Origin of the sequence: Mucilaginibacter sp. OAE612, from assembly GCF_041806395.1 — a bacterium.
GTDB classification, from domain to species: domain Bacteria; phylum Bacteroidota; class Bacteroidia; order Sphingobacteriales; family Sphingobacteriaceae; genus Mucilaginibacter; species Mucilaginibacter rubeus.
In genome coordinates this window covers 970,126-985,218 of the sequence record NZ_JBGMUW010000001.1, presented here as the reverse complement: position 1 = coordinate 985,218, position 15,093 = coordinate 970,126, and the positions used below count along the sequence as shown (strand labels likewise).

Genomic DNA, 15,093 nt, shown 5'->3' with positions numbered 1-15,093 from the left:
CACATAGGTGAAATTTTACGTAAGTTTGCACATAAACGATTGTTACATCAGGATGCCGGCAAAAGGAAACCAGTTTAGATCAAATAATTTCAAGGGAGAAAATCAGCCTCGCCAAGGCGGCAAGGCCGAAAAGGAACGAGTGGCAGGCAGGAAATTACCTAAACTGCCCAGTTTTGACTTTGACTATGAAAACGGCAAGGCTGTTAAAATAGCGGGTTTGTTTTCACTGCTATTATCCATTTTTTTCCTCATCGCTTTTACATCATACCTGTTTACCTGGCAGGAAGACCAGAGCTATATTTCTAAAACAAACGGTGGCTGGCATAACCTGTCGACGGGCACTACGGTTCATGAAATTGCCGACCTGAGCGACCCGACCATCAGGGCGCAAAACTGGCTGGGCAAGTTTGGCGCGTTATTATCCAATCAGTTTATTTATGAATGGTTTGGCGTAGCTTCATTCCTGTTTATTTTTGTATTTTTTGTTGTAGGGTACCGACTGCTGTTTAAAGCGAGGCTATTTTCTATCCGTAAAACACTTGCATATTCGTTATTCAGCATTGTCTTTATTTCTGTGGCGATAGCTTATTTTCATTCATTTGTGATTGATTATCCCCATTACCTTGAAGGCGGTTTCGGTTTTTGGACTAACCGCTTACTTGCGGCTCAGATAGGTGAAGCGGGTACCGGCGGATTGCTGGTGTTTTTGGCGCTTACCGTATTGGTAATAGCCTATAATATCGACTTTAAAATACCCCAGCGTAAAAACCGCCCGGTTGCAGCTATGAGTGTTGATGAGATAGCACCTGAACCTGTTGAACTGATTGATGATGAGCCGTCAATGCCGCTTGAATGGCCCCGGGGCAATAACAACATCCGCGAAACCCATGTAAGCAGCATCATGCCCGAGCCCATGGTACAGGAACCGCTTATACCTCCATCACCGCTTAGGCACCCTCCTATGGAGCAAATGCCCGGATATCATGAACCTGTGGTGTTGCGTCCTGAAAATACAATTAAACACGAACCCGAAGAGGAAGAAGAAATCCCGCTCACCATTGATACCAACAGGCCTCTGCCCGAATTAAGTGTTGAACAGGCTGATGAAGCCAAACAGGATGACCTGCTAAGCAAATTTGGTATATATGACCACAAGCTCGATCTGGCTTCATACAAACTTCCGCACCTGGAGTTATTAGAAAACCACGGCTCAAACAAGATTTCGGTTAATGCCGAAGAGCTGGAAGCCAATAAGAACAAAATTGTTGAAACACTGAACCACTATAATATCGAAATTGATAAGATCAAGGCAACCATTGGCCCAACGGTTACCTTATATGAGATCATCCCCGCGCCAGGTGTGAGGATCAGCAAGATCAAGAACCTTGAAGATGATATTGCCTTAAGTTTAGCTGCACTGGGCATCCGTATCATCGCCCCTATGCCTGGCAAGGGGACTATCGGTATTGAAGTGCCTAATCAAAATCCTGAGATGGTTTCGATGCGCTCTATCCTATCGACCGAAAAATACCAGAATACCACGATGGACCTGCCTATCGCTTTAGGTAAAACCATATCTAACGAAGTATTTATTGCCGATTTGGCCAAGATGCCACACTTACTGGTTGCCGGAGCCACCGGCCAGGGTAAATCGGTTGGTATTAACGCCATCCTGGTATCGCTGCTGTATAAAAAACACCCTGCCGAACTCAAATTTGTACTGGTTGACCCTAAAAAGGTGGAGCTTACGCTTTTCCGTAAGATAGAAAGGCACTTTTTGGCTAAACTGCCTGATGATGGCGATGCCATCATCACCGATACCAAAAAGGTGGTAAATACGCTCAATTCGCTTTGTATTGAAATGGACCAGCGTTATGACCTGCTGAAAGACGCGCAGGTACGCAACCTGAAAGAGTACAACTCCAAATTTGTAAACCGTAAGATCAGCGACCCTGAAAAACACCGTTACCTGCCATTTATAGTTTTAGTAATTGACGAGTTTGCCGATTTGATGATGACGGCCGGTAAAGAAGTGGAAATGCCGATTGCCCGTATTGCGCAGCTGGCCCGTGCGGTGGGGATCCATTTGGTTATTGCAACGCAGCGCCCTTCTGTTAACATCATTACCGGTACTATCAAAGCCAACTTCCCGTCAAGGCTGGCCTTCAGGGTACTTTCTAAGATCGATTCGCGCACCATTCTGGATGCCGGCGGCGCTGATCAGTTGATCGGTCGTGGGGATATGCTATTTTCAACAGGTAGCGACCTGATCCGTTTACAGTGTGCATTTGTGGATACGCCGGAGGTTGAAGCTATATCTGATTTTATCGGCAACCAGAAAGGCTATCCATCGGCCATGTACCTGCCCGAATATGTGGGAGAAGGTGAAGCCAGCAGCGGCGCCAAAGAATATGACCCTGACGACCGCGACCCGATGTTTGAAGAAGCTGCACGTTTAATTGTACTGCATCAGCAAGGCTCAACATCGCTTATCCAACGCAAAATGAAACTGGGCTATAACCGCGCCGGCCGCATTATTGACCAGTTGGAAGCAGCCGGAATTGTAGGCCCGTTTGAAGGCAGCAAGGCCCGTGATGTACTCTATCCCGACGAATACAGCCTTGAGCGCTACCTCGAAACACTGCAAAAACCAATTAAAGATTAAACCAAGCAAAATTTAATTACTCTAATCCAATAACTATTAATAACAATAGTTGTTGTTGAATAAAACTGAATGAAAAAGATCATAGCATATACCATTTTAGCAATAAGTACATACAGCACCGCCTTTGCACAAAAAGACAGCCAGGCAAAAGCGATTTTAAACCAGGTAAGCCAAAAATACCGGTCGTACGATGTTATTAAAACCGATTTTACCTTTAGCCTGAATAACCAACAGGCCAATATTAAAGAAACACAAACCGGCACCCTGATATCAAGGGCGAAAACCGGTAAATACCGCGTTACCCTTTACAGCGCAGCCGTGAAACCCGAAGTAGACAAAGAAATTTTGAGCGACGGCAAAAACCAGTGGACATACCTTAAAAAAGATAAAGAGGTACAGGTAAGCGATGCCGACAAAAGCGGCGACGGACTAAATAACCCTGCCCAGATTTTTACGATGTATGAAAAAGGCTTTAAATACCTGTACACCGGCGAACAGAAGATAGCAGGCAAAGTTTATCAAAACATAGAGCTTACACCCGAAGATGATAAAAAAGCCATCTTTAAAGTGAAGCTTACCATCGACAAAGTAAAAAAACAACTCTACAGTGCTTTATTGTTCGATAAAAACGGCAACAGGTATACTTATACCGTACGCACCTTTACCCCTAACGTACCTGCTCCTGACGCAACTTTTGCCTGGGATGCCAAAGGCCACCCGGGCGTTGAGGTTGTTGATTTAAGGTAACCTGTCTCAGATTTGAGACATAAGAATTGAGATATTTTGAAGCGGGGGATTTACCTTCCGCTTTTTTTATTGGTTTTCGCCGCCGCTCGGCTCCAGCCCGGTGGCAACTATTCCGCGGCATCCCGCCGCCGAAGCTAAATAAATCAGACTCGACTTATGGCTGTTTGAAACCGGCGGTTAACCGGGGTTGCTGTTAAGGATTATTTCGCATCACGTTAAACTTACCTTCTCATTCAGAACAACATTTACCAACTCCGGTAGTATGTTGTAACATCCACTACAAATTACATACAAAGGGGGGGTAACAGGGTTAACACAATTTCAAAAACCCCTCATTATACAACTAATAATCAAATACTTATAAAAAAAAGGAGTTACGCTAAAGATTCCTTTACTGAACCCTTTGCCGGACGAAGGTTTAGCGATAGCGTATCTTCGTCCTAAAACAAGTTAAGCTTTCAGCTTAGCACACAAGGTATCAGACTATTCATAAACTATTTGCCTTCGGAAGCAGAATGCTTCCATCATTTCTGGTCGAAAGACTATTTGCTGCGGTTATTTATATTACAAACTTAACTCCTTAATCTTCATTAAAACAGCCTCTACCCTTTCCTCCACGGTAGTATCCCCTTCTATAATCAGCAAAGGAGTTGTGAGCTTATTCATCCAATTCTTATGCGAATGCAGGCTTCGGCTGTTGGTGATGAGCTCATCATAACCGCGTGCCCAATCAATAAATTCATTATAAAGCTTATTTCGCTCCCTATCGGTATAGATAATATCTCCATAACGTTCAAGCTCTCTTTGCTGCAAACGCCGAATCCTGATGGCTGGCGGGATATATAAAAATACCGACAGATCAAATCGCCAGTTATTGTTCCAGTTGATGACGGACCCGCCAATGATCCAGTTTTCATTACCGGCCATTTCACTGTTAATCACAGCATTTCGTTCTTCAGGCGGTCGCCGGTTAGTAAAAGGAGGATCGGAAGGGAACCAGAAATAATGATCGCTGTCGAAATACGGGTAATCAAGTCTCTCGCTCAAAGTTTTGCCCAGCGTAGTTACCCCTGAGCCAGATGCGCCGAAGATGTTGATATGCACGGGTTGTTATATTTAAGTCCAAACTTAGTCATTTCCGACCTTAACCCTCCGCTCCATTACATCTTTCCAGGTGGTTAAAATAAAGCCTTTTTGTTTAAGATAAGCTTTCAGGCGAGGATCGGTCATGGCCAGCAGGTCGCCTTTTCGTTTCTGGCCTTCGTTACAAATGTTTTTAAACTGAGGTGAGGGTTGTGTACAATGCATCAATACCATAGTTAATCCCGGCGAAAAACGGTCGAAGTTTTCGATATAGTGGTCTGTGTACCATTTTTGCAGTTCCTTATCAGTAGCCTTGTCAATATCGGGCATTACCCAGTCATAGCTTGAATTATCAAGATCGTCCAGTACCGGTAAACCTCCCTTCCAGGCTATTTCACCAAGTTCGCGTGCTTTTGCCAGTTCTGCAGGTTCAGCGATGATCATCCCGTCGATATATTTACCATCTTTTTTAAGCTGTGCTATCGTAGCATTCTTTGCTTCCTCGCGGTAAAATAGATCCTCGCCTCCGGGCAACATTACCGGTATCTTTTTTTCGATGCCGAGGTTAATATATTTTTCGAGAAAAGCCGGCTTGGCAAATAAAGTACCCATATGCGAGTCGAGATGGGTTGGTATAAAGCCCATGGTTAAGGCACGGTCAAGCTGGGCGCGGATCTCCTTATCAATCTCATCGGCAGTAGCATGGAAATAAACGGCGACTACTCCGGGCCAGAAAGCGCCTTCTTTATCAATCAGTCCCTGAACTGTTGCCTTACCCGCAAGCGGCCCCCATCGGTAATTTTTCCATTCGGAAGTTAAGGTTAAGTGCAGCCCTGCATCAATTCCCGGGTGCTGATCCATATAATGCTTAAAATCTGGTACCCAGGGGCAGGGCATCATCACACTGGTTGAAGTGGCTACACCCTCACCAATGGCTTTCTCCACCCCTTCGTTCGATTCATGCGACATGCCGGCATCATCAACATGCAGGATAATTACACGTGCGTCTTTAGGCCAGCCAAGCTTTTCGGCATAGGTTTTGGTTTGCTGGGCATAAACAGCAATGCTAAAAACAATGCCTGTAACGGTAAGCAGTAAGTTCTTCATCCGGATGGTTTTAGGGTATAACAGGTTAATAAAATTAGAAATTAAATTAGCAAATGTGACATGCAAATGCCAATTTAAGCCCGGCAAATACACCCATTTTTGCTACTTTTGAAATTAATGCTACCCGCGACTAACCATACCCTCGAGAAATTGGAACTGCTGTTAAAAACGGCCGGTTACAAGGTGCGTTATGAAAAGGGTAACTTCAAAACCGGCGCCTGCCTGTTGCTTAACAGTAAAATGATCGTTGTTAACCGTTTCTCTAACCTGGAAAGCAAGATCCTTGCCTTAACTGAATTATTACGTGAACTTGAGGTAGATTACAAATTGCTCGATGATAAACAGATTGCATTTTTGCAGGATATTAAACAAACAAAACTGCAGCTGTGACCATAACATTTTTAGGAACCGGAACGTCACAGGGTGTACCTGTTATTGCTTGTAACTGCGAGGTGTGCCTCTCAACAGATAAGCATGATAATCGCCTGCGCAGTTCTGTTTTAATTGAAGCCGAAGATAAGGTTATCGCTATTGATTCGGGCCCCGATTTCAGGTATCAGATGCTCCGTGCCAAAGTACAGCACCTTGACGCTATTGTTTTTTACGCATGAGCATAAAGACCATATTGCCGGCATGGATGATATCCGCGCGTTTAATTACAAACAAAATGCCCCGATTGATATTTATGCCGACGAAAGGGTGCAAAAAGCCCTTGTGCGTGAATTTCCCTATATTTTTGATGGCACTGGTTACCCGGGCATTCCGCAGGTAAACATGCACATTATTGGGCTTGATCTCTTCATGATCGGCAATGTTGAGCTGATCCCTATCGAAGTATTCCATTACAGATTGCCTATAAAAGGCTTCAGGATTAAAGATTTTACTTACTTAACCGATGCCAAAACGATTCCGGACGCCGAGAAGGAAAAAATAAAGGGCACAAAAATATTAGTGATCAATGCACTGCAGAAGGAAACTCATATCTCCCACTTTACGCTTGAAGAAGCCATAGCTTTTGCAAACGATATTGGGGCAGAGACTACTTACTTTACGCATATAAGCCACAGGCTGGGCAAACATGCTGATGTTTCTAAAGAGCTACCTGCCGGTATCGAGCTGGCGTATGACGGTTTAAAACTGGAGATTTAACCCCAACATTAAATCTGCGTTTCTAAATTTCCCGTATCTTGGGGCAAAATTTCTTCTCATCTATGGAATATCTTGTTTATATAAGTACCGCTAAAAAGTTAATGGGCGATGATGAATTATTGAACCTGCTGCAAACAGCACGAATAAAAAATTTCGCCCATAACGTCACCGGTATGCTCCTATACAGTGAAGGTACTTTTATACAGGCGCTTGAGGGCGAAACAGAAGACCTTTACAAAATTTATAACGCAATCCAACTTGATTCACGTCATCGTAACATTGTCCTGATGATAACCGGAATGGTTGAGGAAAGAATTTTCCCAAAATGGTCAATGGCTTTTGCATCAGTAAATGCAGGCTTGCTGAAAAATGTAGAAGGATTTCTTAATCCGGCAAATAAAAATGACATTGCCGATAACAACCATACTGCTGTAATCATGCTCAAAACATTTGCCGAAACCAACGGGCTATCCGTATCTTTTAATTAATTATTTAATCCCCTGCCTGTTTTATGCTGCAGTTCGTCTATCCGTTTTGACGCTTCGGCCTTAGTAAGCGATCCGTCAAACTCTTCACCGGCTTCGTCGGATAATGTTTTGAGATAGGAGTGCTGCGCGCCGGTCATGGGTTCATCACCGGTTGTCCAATCATCCGGATCTTTTACCGTGTTTGAGCCTTTTAGTTTATTTTGATTGATGATCTCTTCATCGTCCGATTCGTCAAAAAAGCCATTGTCGGGTATATCATTTGGGTTGATAGCCATAACTATTTGTTTTATAATTACAACTGTTACCGGGGCACATTGTTTTTATTTTCAAAGGGATTGAAGGTCACAGCTCAATAAAGCTCACCCTGTCGATAGTTCCTCTGTATTGTTTTAAATGTCCTTTATCGCTTGCATCAACCACACCCCGAATAGTTACTTTACGTTTATTCATCCGGATAAACTGGCCATCGTTATAGGTAAACAAACCTATATGAGTGCCCGGCAGATAAAGGGGGCAATCCTGGCTAAAATCAATCCAAATGGCATTATATAATGCGTGGCTCGAGAAGAGGCTGTCATTAAAAAGCGCGGATTGCTCATTTCCTTCCTTGTACTTACCGCTCACTTCAACATATTGTTTATCATATTTTTCAATATGACTGGCCAGCTCTGTAAATGAAATCTTTTTATAATCTTTTGAACTATTGCAATCGCTTTGAAAAATCCTTTTTTGTTTGGCACATGCACCAAGCAAAACTAACAGCGGCAAAACCCGGAGCAAATTTTTGATATGTATAAATACCGCGGTCATTTTAAATTGGAAATGATTAAGATAATGAAAATATCTGTCAATAATCCTGATAACAGATATTTTACAGCGAGGTTACAGGTGCTGTAATTAAAACGGAATTTATCTTTGCTAAAACGTTTAGGCAACTTGCGTTTTAGCTTTATGCTGTTATTTTTGTACATCAACATTTAACCTGAATTAACCTCCCATGAAATTAAAACTGATAGGCACCTTACTCCTATTGTCGGCACTTGGCGTACAGGCCCAGCAAAAAGTTATTCCGCTGTACCCCGGCGCGGCCCGCGGTTCCGAAAACTGGACCTGGGACGAAGGTGAAAGCGATAAAAATGCCTTCAACACCAAAGTGGTTTACAACGTTACGCACCCTTCTCTAAATGTTTTCCTGCCCGATTCAACTATTGCTAATGGTACAGCGGTAGTTATTTGCCCGGGCGGCGGTTTTCATACCCTTTCTATCAACAGTGAGGGCTATGACGTGGCCAAATGGCTCAATAAACAGGGAGTTACCTGTTTTGTACTAAAATACAGGCTGGCACATAGCCTCACTACCGACCCTGTAAAGGAGCTGGTAACTAAAATGAGCCAAAAAGATTTCCCTAAACAGGTAGCCCCTATCATTCCGCTGGCAATTGCCGATGCACGTGCAGCGCTTACTTATGTACGCGAGCATGCTTCCGAATACCATGTTTCGCCGCAACGTATCGGCATCATGGGCTTTTCGGCGGGTGGAACATTAGCAAGCGCGGCCGCTTTAAATTATACGGCCGCTAATAAGCCCGACTTTGACGCACCCATTTATCCTTATGTACCGCCCGAACTGCTCTCAAAAATCCCTGACGACGCGCCGCCGATGTTTATAGTTGCAGCTACTGATGATCAGCTTGGCCTTGCGCCGCACAGCATTGAGCTTTATAGCAAATGGCTGGCATCAAAACATAGCGCCGAACTGCACATGTACGCAAAAGGCGGCCATGGCTTTGGCATGCGCAAACAAAACCTGCCTGCTGATAACTGGATTGAGCGTTTTAACGACTGGCTGGAGCTTAAAGGCTTTCTGAAACCTGTAGATCCAAAGATAAAAACAGTTAAAGAAAAGACTGAACAATGGGAGGCTTACCACAAACAATGGGAAGACGCATTCCATAAAGATTGGGCGAATATGACCCGTTACAAGGCTGACAATGAAAAGGTAAAGGCATCGGCGCCAAACCCTAAAAGCGTAGTTTATATGGGCGATTCTATTACCGATTTTTGGATCAGCAGGGACTCATCGTTCTGGAATGGTAAACCTTATTATGACCGCGGGATCAGCGGGCAAACTACCACTCAGATGCTGGTACGTTTCCGGGAAGATGTGATCGATCTGAAACCGGGCGCCGTAGTGATCCTGGCAGGCATCAATGACATCGCCCAAAATAACGGCCCAATAGCTATTGAAGATATTTTTGGTAATATCGAATCCATGGCATTGCTGGCCAAAGCTGCCAATATAAAAGTGGTATTATGTTCGGTGCTGCCTGCCTATGCTTTTCCATGGCGCCCCGGGATGGAACCGGCGCAAAAAGTAATCCAACTTAATGCCCTGATCAAAGCCTTCGCCGATGCTAATAAAATGGTTTATGTAGATTACCATAGCGCCATGGCCGACGAGCGCAAAGGCTTGCCGAAGAACCTTGCTGCCGATGGTGTACATCCAACTGTTGAAGGATACCGGATAATGGGGCCATTGGTTGAAAAAGGGATCGCGGAAGCGTTGAAGACGAAGCAGGCCAGATAAACTTTAGCAAATGTTGCTGAGTTTTGGAATCTGCCGGACTTTTAAGGAGGAATGATAAAGCCGGGGAAGACTTGCGAAGTTTTAAAAACTTCGCAAGTCTGTCTTCTACAACATGGCCTGGGGACACGCCTTTAAAACAGGCAAACAAATACCTTCTTTTAAAAATGTTGATGTTTTTAACTTAGTAAATCGGATATTGGGGCTTAAATACAATAGCAAGGTTGATGGTACCGGCCAGCTTGCTGATAACATCCTTACAAAAAAATAAAAACATCCTATGAAAAACGCATTCAGGCTCCTGATCTTCATATTATCGCCACTGGCTCTACACGCCCAAAACCCTGCCGTAGTAAAGCAGCAGGCAACCCTAATGACCCAAAGCATGACTAAAGGCGACTATAAAAGCATAGTTAATTATACCTACCCCAAAGCCGTTCAAATGGCCGGAGGCAAAGAAAAAATGACGGCCATGATTAGTGCCGCTATGCAACAGATGAAAGCAGCGGGCATTAGTTTTGAAAGTATCACGGTAGGCACACCGGGCAAATTTTATAAAGCAGGAAAAGAAACCCACTGCCTGCTGCCCGAGACGATTATAATGGCAAGCCCAAAAGGCCGTATGGCCATGCATAGTAACCTGCTGGCAGTTAGCGGCGATGGCGGAAAAAGTTGGTCGTTCCTGGATATGAACAATTCAACTGCTGATAAAGTGCAGCAACTGATCCCCAACTTTAACCCGGCCCTAAAAATTCCGCCGGCTACTACCGAACCTTTACAATAACAGCGAGGTTTGGGGTGTTGGCTTATTATCGTCCCTTTGGATAAACGTTGGGCGCATAAGCTGTGTGCCCAATGCTTTATTTAATTCTTCAATCACGTAATCGGCCAGCTCGGGCGAGTAACGCTCATCATGCTGGTGCATAAAAAACCATACCGATTTAAGGCCTTGCTCCTTCCAGTTTTTGATCCGTTCAACCCACTCGTCAACGCGGGCATAATCTGTAGGGTGTAAACTATTGCCTACAAACCGGATAAAAGCATGCGGTGTAGGCAAAGCCATATGCACCACATCCCGGCGGCCGCTGGCATCAGTAATAACAGAACCGATGTTTAAATCGCGGAAAAGGTTAAATACCCTGTCGCGGTTTTCAGCTACGGCAAACCACTCTTTATGGCGCAGCTCAACAAACACCGGGAGGTCTTTTGGTAGTTGCTCAAGATAGGCCTTAAGCTCCGGGAAACTCTTTGGTGTGTAGTTATCGCTCAACTGCAAAAACAGCGGGCCAAGTTTTTCGCCAAAAGCCAAGACACCTTCATAATAGGTGGTTGTAATATCTTCGGCATTTTTTAAGCGGCGGATATGGCTGATGCTCTGCGAAAATTTAGGGCAAAATTTAAACTCAGGATTACTATCGGCCTTGGCCTTCCATTTGGCAATGGTATCGGGGCCGTAAACATTGTAAAAAGTGGCGTTAAGCTCAATACAGTCAAAGTGTTTAACGTATTCATCTAAAAAATTAGCGTCTTTGGTTTTTGGCGGATAAATTTTCCCAATCCATTCTTTGCGCCCCCATTTTGCGCAGCCAACATGTACTTGCAAAGGCACATCATTTTTCGCAGCGGCAAGCGTATCAACAGTTATCTGCGGATCGGCCGGCAAGGTAAAATCAACCCTTGCTAATTCTTCATCGGTTACTCTGCCAAATTCCATATCGCTTTTTTGTGGGAAAGATAGGAAATTGTCTGAATCAGAATTTACAGGATTAACGAATTTTCAGAATAAATGATTTGTTCGCAATACATCCTGTTAATTTAAAAATTCTGTAAATTCTGATTCAGACAATCAACTACAAGAACATCCCACCCGAAGCTTCGATACGCTGAGCGTTGATCCAGCGGGCATCTTCGGTGCAGAGAAACGCTACTATACCACCGATATCATCCGGTTGGCCTACCCTGCCCAAGGCTGTTGACTTCGACATCATTTCTTCCAAACCGGGATGCGAATCAAATGCCGCTTTGGTAAAATCGGTTTGGATAATACCCGGAGCCACAACGTTTGCGGCTATACCACGGCTGCCTAACTCTTTTGCAAGGTATTTGGTGAATACCTCAATAGCGCCCTTCATAGAGGCATAAGCGGCATACCCGGGAGTTGAGAAACGGGCCAGCCCGGTCGAAAAATTAATGATCCGGCCACCATCAGCAATTACGGGTAAGCTCTTTTGTGTTAAGAAGTAAACGCCTTTAAAATGCACATTAAACAGGTTATCAAAATCCTCTTCCGTAGTTTGCGCAAATGGCGAAGCGGCATCAATACCTGCATTGTTGATCAGGAAATCAAAGGTATCCCGGCCCCACTTTTTGTTAAGCGTTGCTTTTAATGTTGTAATAAAAGCATCAAAGGTAGATACTATACCTGTATCCAACTGTAAAGCAACGGCCTTTTGCCCCATTGATTCAATTTCGGCAACTACGGCTTCAGCTTCTTCTTTCTTGCTACGGTAAGTAACAATAACGTCAATACCTTTTTGGGCGATATGTTTAGCGGCATTTTTGCCAAGGCCACGGCTGCCGCCGGTTATTAATGCAATTTTATTTGTTCCCATTGTGATGTTTTTTAATGTTTTAACAATACAAAGGTGCAATAGTTAGGAATGAAAATTATGGTGACTACTTCAGATTAAATGGTGACCATTTCAGTCTTTTTTTAAAAATACCTCTACCAGAAACTCCCAAAAAGCATTGGATCGAAACAGCTTCAATAAATTTATCAGCCTCAAAATCAATGAAGAACAAATAAAAATTAAATTAAACTACTTAAACTATAGGAATTATATAATTTATTATTACATTTGCACTGTCAACAACGACAAAGTGTTCTTTTAATAACTTATCAAGAAAGACTGAGGGAAAGGCCCATAGACGTCTTAGCAACCTGTACATCCGCATAATGTAAAAGGTGCTAATTCCTGCTCCTGTGCAAAACGGGAGAGAGATAATTATATCTACACCCCACAACCGATCTGATTAAGTGAATTTTTATGGTTTTCAAGTCGCGTGACCGAGAGGATAGGTGGGGGTCCGCAATACCCTAAACGGCAGTTCGAATCTGCCCGCGACATCAAATTTTTCCAATCCTTTTTTTTATAGCTTACAGGTTAACTCTGTACCTTGTTGAGATCCGCAGGTACGGGTAAATTTTGTCTACATCCGGGTGATTTTTATAGTTTCCTTCCAGCCTGAAATATCCGGGTTCGGCACTTATCGAGAGATCTTTTAACACACGATAACTTATCTCATTGGTTATGGTATGTAAAAAATAGTGCGACTTATTTCCATTGATAGTCATGAGCCAGCTACCGCGATAATTAATACTATAATAAAATCTGTTACCTATATTAAAACCAGCTCTGCCGTTTATGGCGAAACCCGAGCCGTAGTCATAATTACGCCCTCTATACAGGTAGGGATCGGGAGCGGCTCCTAAAATGATAAGCCCCGCACCCACCGCCGTATTCACTTTAAAGCCATTCAATAATCTAAATTCGGATAGTAAATTAGCCTTTACGCTTTGCCCTCCGTAAAAGAAAGCGGCATTACGTATATAATCATAATTAGCCGATATGATGATCAGGTTTTCCACGCTATCCGATATTGACACGTCCCATCCTGCAAGAGATCCATAAACACTGATCACATTAACCGCACTGCTATCGTCTTTTCCAAACTCGGCTGTGATGGAAATATTGCTGAAAGGTGTGTGCAAATTTTCGTTAGAAGCGCCGTAAAGCAGCTTCGCCCGGCCAAACCAACCAAACCGTCCATGGGTTAACAATCCCTGGTTGCCGCTGTTAAACTTACGTGCGCCCAGATCAAATTCGGCACTTACTTTTGATGAATCATCCTGCGACCTATTTGCCGGCCCAACAACCTTTCCCCATTTTCCATCAATAATGCGGTTAAGCCCATTCATCGGGTTAACCAAAAAACCCAGCACCTCACTGGCCTGCCGTTTAAAACCGCGGCGATGGTTATTAATGATCTTATTTGATAGCCGATAGGTCATTTCACCCAATACTATGCCGCCAAAGCTGGTGTTGATAAAATCATTAGGGGCGGGTGCCTGGTTTTCGGCAAATGTTTCCCACAGGTAACTGCCCACCATAGTAGCCGGTACTGATTGCCAAAAACTATAACCATTACTCCTGAAAGCGCTATAAAACATGCTGCCGTGATATGGATGTCCAAACTGGTTGGTTTGAAACGGATCATTGTCCCAGGTCCAACTGCCTGGGTTCAGGTTATGGCCTGTTGTTTTCCAGGAAATCCGGGCATAATCAACGTTGACTATATAGCGATCATATGTCCAGGGCGCAATCTCGGCGAGGCCAAGCTCTAAGGCAGCCCTTCCAAAACGTTTCTGTTTTGCCGGCGGATCTGAAAATCGTGTTATGGTATCTTTTTCCTTACGCAGGTCAAAAATATTAACCTGGGCCCCTACTTGCCGGCTGCAGAAAAGCATGAACAGTAAAAGCGGCAGTATAATTCCTAACCTTCCGGAGTATTGCCTGGTAAAATGGTAATCCGTTAAAGTCATATACACTAACAATTTAAAAGATACAGCTACGAAAGTTATAAAGGATGAAGTGAATTAGGTTAAAAAATGTTTGAACAATATTTAATTAATGTTAAGGCGGATATAATTTTGATAATGCATTGGGCGGTAATGGGTGCCAATAATTGTTATTTCCTTATTTAAGTACTGAAACATATTTTCATATATTTAGCATTGCTTAACCTGTATATTAAGCACCATAACCAGTATAAATTATTGCAATTACTTTTTACTTATGAAGATCTTCAATATCATATGGGTTGTACTTTTTGTCACATTTGCAGGTTTACAGTATAACGATCCAGATCCTTACCTTTGGATGCCTATTTACCTTTATTGTGCCTGGTTTTGCTACCTGGCAGCAAAAAAAGAATTTTACCCCATTGGCTATGCAGCCGGCATAATCATTTTTACAGGTTATGCCATTTATAAGATATTTGATAACAACGGCCTTATCGACTGGTTTAAGTTCCATCATGCCGAAAGCCTTGTGCAAACCATGAAAGCCGAAAAGCCCTGGATTGAAGAAGTGCGTGAGTTTTTCGGGTTACTGATCTGTGTAGCAGTACTGGCAATTAACTGGATCTATGCTATAAGAGAAAACAAAAAAGTACCGGTAAAAAAGGGAAAAAAGTAAGCCCCCTCTAAA

Annotated in this window: 14 protein-coding genes, 1 pseudogene and 1 riboswitch; of the genes and pseudogenes, 8 read left to right on the top strand and 7 right to left on the bottom strand. The window is 43.4% G+C overall.

From position 1 onward, the window contains the following. The first annotated feature begins 52 nt into the window (after window positions 1–52). Together ABID99_RS04235 and ABID99_RS04230 are read left to right on the top strand one after the other, a co-directional pair. Window positions 53–2,665, top strand: a complete 2,613-nt coding sequence (locus ABID99_RS04235; RefSeq protein WP_090527808.1) for a DNA translocase FtsK 4TM domain-containing protein — start codon at window positions 53–55, stop codon at window positions 2,663–2,665. 69 nt (window positions 2,666–2,734) lie between these two features. After that, window positions 2,735–3,412, top strand: a complete 678-nt coding sequence (locus ABID99_RS04230) for an outer membrane lipoprotein carrier protein LolA (RefSeq protein ID WP_090527812.1) — start codon at window positions 2,735–2,737, stop codon at window positions 3,410–3,412. A gap of 564 nt (window positions 3,413–3,976) precedes the next feature. Here the strand turns inward: ABID99_RS04230 and ABID99_RS04225 are convergent. Together ABID99_RS04225 and ABID99_RS04220 are read right to left on the bottom strand one after the other, a co-directional pair. Further along, the gene (locus ABID99_RS04225) at window positions 3,977–4,516 is read right to left on the bottom strand and encodes an AAA family ATPase (protein ID WP_373612967.1); all 540 of its coding nucleotides are present in this window, start codon (window positions 4,514–4,516) and stop codon (window positions 3,977–3,979) included. A 24-nt stretch (window positions 4,517–4,540) separates the two neighbouring features. Continuing rightward, a complete protein-coding gene (locus tag ABID99_RS04220; RefSeq protein ID WP_373612966.1) occupies window positions 4,541–5,602 on the bottom strand; it encodes a polysaccharide deacetylase family protein in 1,062 nt (353 codons plus the stop codon). Between the two features lie 117 nt (window positions 5,603–5,719). Between ABID99_RS04220 and ABID99_RS04215 the strand changes: the two genes are divergently transcribed. The 3 genes and pseudogenes from ABID99_RS04215 (at window position 5,720) to ABID99_RS04205 (ending at window position 7,239) form a co-directional block, all read left to right on the top strand. Further along, window positions 5,720–5,992 (top strand): hypothetical protein, encoded by a 273-nt coding sequence (locus ABID99_RS04215; RefSeq protein ID WP_188834027.1) that lies wholly within the window; start codon window positions 5,720–5,722, stop codon window positions 5,990–5,992. Then, window positions 5,989–6,751: pseudogene (locus tag ABID99_RS04210) on the top strand (MBL fold metallo-hydrolase). Before ABID99_RS04215 ends, ABID99_RS04210 begins: the two are co-directional and overlap by 4 nt. A 62-nt stretch (window positions 6,752–6,813) precedes the next feature. Next, a complete protein-coding gene (locus ABID99_RS04205; RefSeq protein ID WP_188833919.1) occupies window positions 6,814–7,239 on the top strand; it encodes a BLUF domain-containing protein in 426 nt (141 codons plus the stop codon). Here ABID99_RS04205 and ABID99_RS04200 read toward each other — a convergent pair. Both ABID99_RS04200 and ABID99_RS04195 read right to left on the bottom strand, forming a co-directional pair. Further along, entirely contained in the window at window positions 7,236–7,514 is a 279-nt protein-coding gene (locus tag ABID99_RS04200) for a DUF3072 domain-containing protein (protein ID WP_090527829.1), read from the bottom strand. The two genes, ABID99_RS04205 and ABID99_RS04200, sit on opposite strands and share 4 nt — an antisense overlap. A 67-nt stretch (window positions 7,515–7,581) precedes the next feature. Then, the gene (locus tag ABID99_RS04195) at window positions 7,582–8,049 is read right to left on the bottom strand and encodes a hypothetical protein (protein WP_373612965.1); all 468 of its coding nucleotides are present in this window, start codon (window positions 8,047–8,049) and stop codon (window positions 7,582–7,584) included. Window positions 8,050–8,236: 187 nt separating this feature from the next. Here ABID99_RS04195 and ABID99_RS04190 point away from each other — a divergent pair, with 187 nt between their 5' ends. Together ABID99_RS04190 and ABID99_RS04185 are read left to right on the top strand one after the other, a co-directional pair. Next, window positions 8,237–9,826, top strand: a complete 1,590-nt coding sequence (locus tag ABID99_RS04190) for a GDSL-type esterase/lipase family protein (RefSeq protein ID WP_373612964.1) — start codon at window positions 8,237–8,239, stop codon at window positions 9,824–9,826. 277 nt (window positions 9,827–10,103) lie between these two features. Beyond that, complete coding sequence (locus ABID99_RS04185) at window positions 10,104–10,607, top strand: hypothetical protein (RefSeq protein ID WP_373612963.1); 504 nt, start codon at window positions 10,104–10,106, stop codon at window positions 10,605–10,607. On the opposite strand, the gene ABID99_RS04180 is transcribed toward ABID99_RS04185, so the two are convergent. The 3 genes from ABID99_RS04180 to ABID99_RS04170 all read right to left on the bottom strand — a co-directional run bounded on the left by ABID99_RS04180 (window position 10,599) and on the right by ABID99_RS04170 (window position 14,426). Beyond that, entirely contained in the window at window positions 10,599–11,537 is a 939-nt protein-coding gene (locus ABID99_RS04180; RefSeq protein ID WP_373612962.1) for a DUF72 domain-containing protein, read from the bottom strand. The two genes, ABID99_RS04185 and ABID99_RS04180, sit on opposite strands and share 9 nt — an antisense overlap. Window positions 11,538–11,673: 136 nt before the next feature. Further along, a complete protein-coding gene (locus tag ABID99_RS04175) occupies window positions 11,674–12,435 on the bottom strand; it encodes an SDR family oxidoreductase (RefSeq protein ID WP_373612961.1) in 762 nt (253 codons plus the stop codon). A gap of 281 nt (window positions 12,436–12,716) precedes the next feature. Then, window positions 12,717–12,831: riboswitch (SAM riboswitch) on the top strand. Between the two features lie 149 nt (window positions 12,832–12,980). Beyond that, window positions 12,981–14,426, bottom strand: a complete 1,446-nt coding sequence (locus tag ABID99_RS04170; protein ID WP_354486324.1) for a DUF3943 domain-containing protein — start codon at window positions 14,424–14,426, stop codon at window positions 12,981–12,983. A 253-nt stretch (window positions 14,427–14,679) separates the two neighbouring features. Between ABID99_RS04170 and ABID99_RS04165 the strand changes: the two genes are divergently transcribed. After that, window positions 14,680–15,081 (top strand): transmembrane 220 family protein, encoded by a 402-nt coding sequence (locus ABID99_RS04165; RefSeq protein WP_176628551.1) that lies wholly within the window; start codon window positions 14,680–14,682, stop codon window positions 15,079–15,081. The last annotated feature ends 12 nt before the right edge of the window (window positions 15,082–15,093 follow it).

What these genes read in the sequence shown, in the direction of transcription:
- ABID99_RS04235 (WP_090527808.1), top strand. Translation starts at nt 53, where the DNA reads ATGCCGGCAAAAGGAAACCAGTTTAGATCAAATAATTTCAAGGGAGAA.
- ABID99_RS04230 (WP_090527812.1), top strand. Translation starts at nt 2,735, where the DNA reads ATGAAAAAGATCATAGCATATACCATTTTAGCAATAAGTACATACAGC.
- ABID99_RS04220 (WP_373612966.1), bottom strand. Translation starts at nt 5,602, where the DNA reads ATGAAGAACTTACTGCTTACCGTTACAGGCATTGTTTTTAGCATTGCT.
- ABID99_RS04215 (WP_188834027.1), top strand. Translation starts at nt 5,720, where the DNA reads ATGCTACCCGCGACTAACCATACCCTCGAGAAATTGGAACTGCTGTTA.
- ABID99_RS04205 (WP_188833919.1), top strand. Translation starts at nt 6,814, where the DNA reads ATGGAATATCTTGTTTATATAAGTACCGCTAAAAAGTTAATGGGCGAT.
- ABID99_RS04200 (WP_090527829.1), bottom strand. Translation starts at nt 7,514, where the DNA reads ATGGCTATCAACCCAAATGATATACCCGACAATGGCTTTTTTGACGAA.
- ABID99_RS04195 (WP_373612965.1), bottom strand. Translation starts at nt 8,049, where the DNA reads ATGACCGCGGTATTTATACATATCAAAAATTTGCTCCGGGTTTTGCCG.
- ABID99_RS04190 (WP_373612964.1), top strand. Translation starts at nt 8,237, where the DNA reads ATGAAATTAAAACTGATAGGCACCTTACTCCTATTGTCGGCACTTGGC.
- ABID99_RS04185 (WP_373612963.1), top strand. Translation starts at nt 10,104, where the DNA reads ATGAAAAACGCATTCAGGCTCCTGATCTTCATATTATCGCCACTGGCT.
- ABID99_RS04180 (WP_373612962.1), bottom strand. Translation starts at nt 11,537, where the DNA reads ATGGAATTTGGCAGAGTAACCGATGAAGAATTAGCAAGGGTTGATTTT.
- ABID99_RS04175 (WP_373612961.1), bottom strand. Translation starts at nt 12,435, where the DNA reads ATGGGAACAAATAAAATTGCATTAATAACCGGCGGCAGCCGTGGCCTT.
- ABID99_RS04170 (WP_354486324.1), bottom strand. Translation starts at nt 14,426, where the DNA reads ATGACTTTAACGGATTACCATTTTACCAGGCAATACTCCGGAAGGTTA.
- ABID99_RS04165 (WP_176628551.1), top strand. Translation starts at nt 14,680, where the DNA reads ATGAAGATCTTCAATATCATATGGGTTGTACTTTTTGTCACATTTGCA.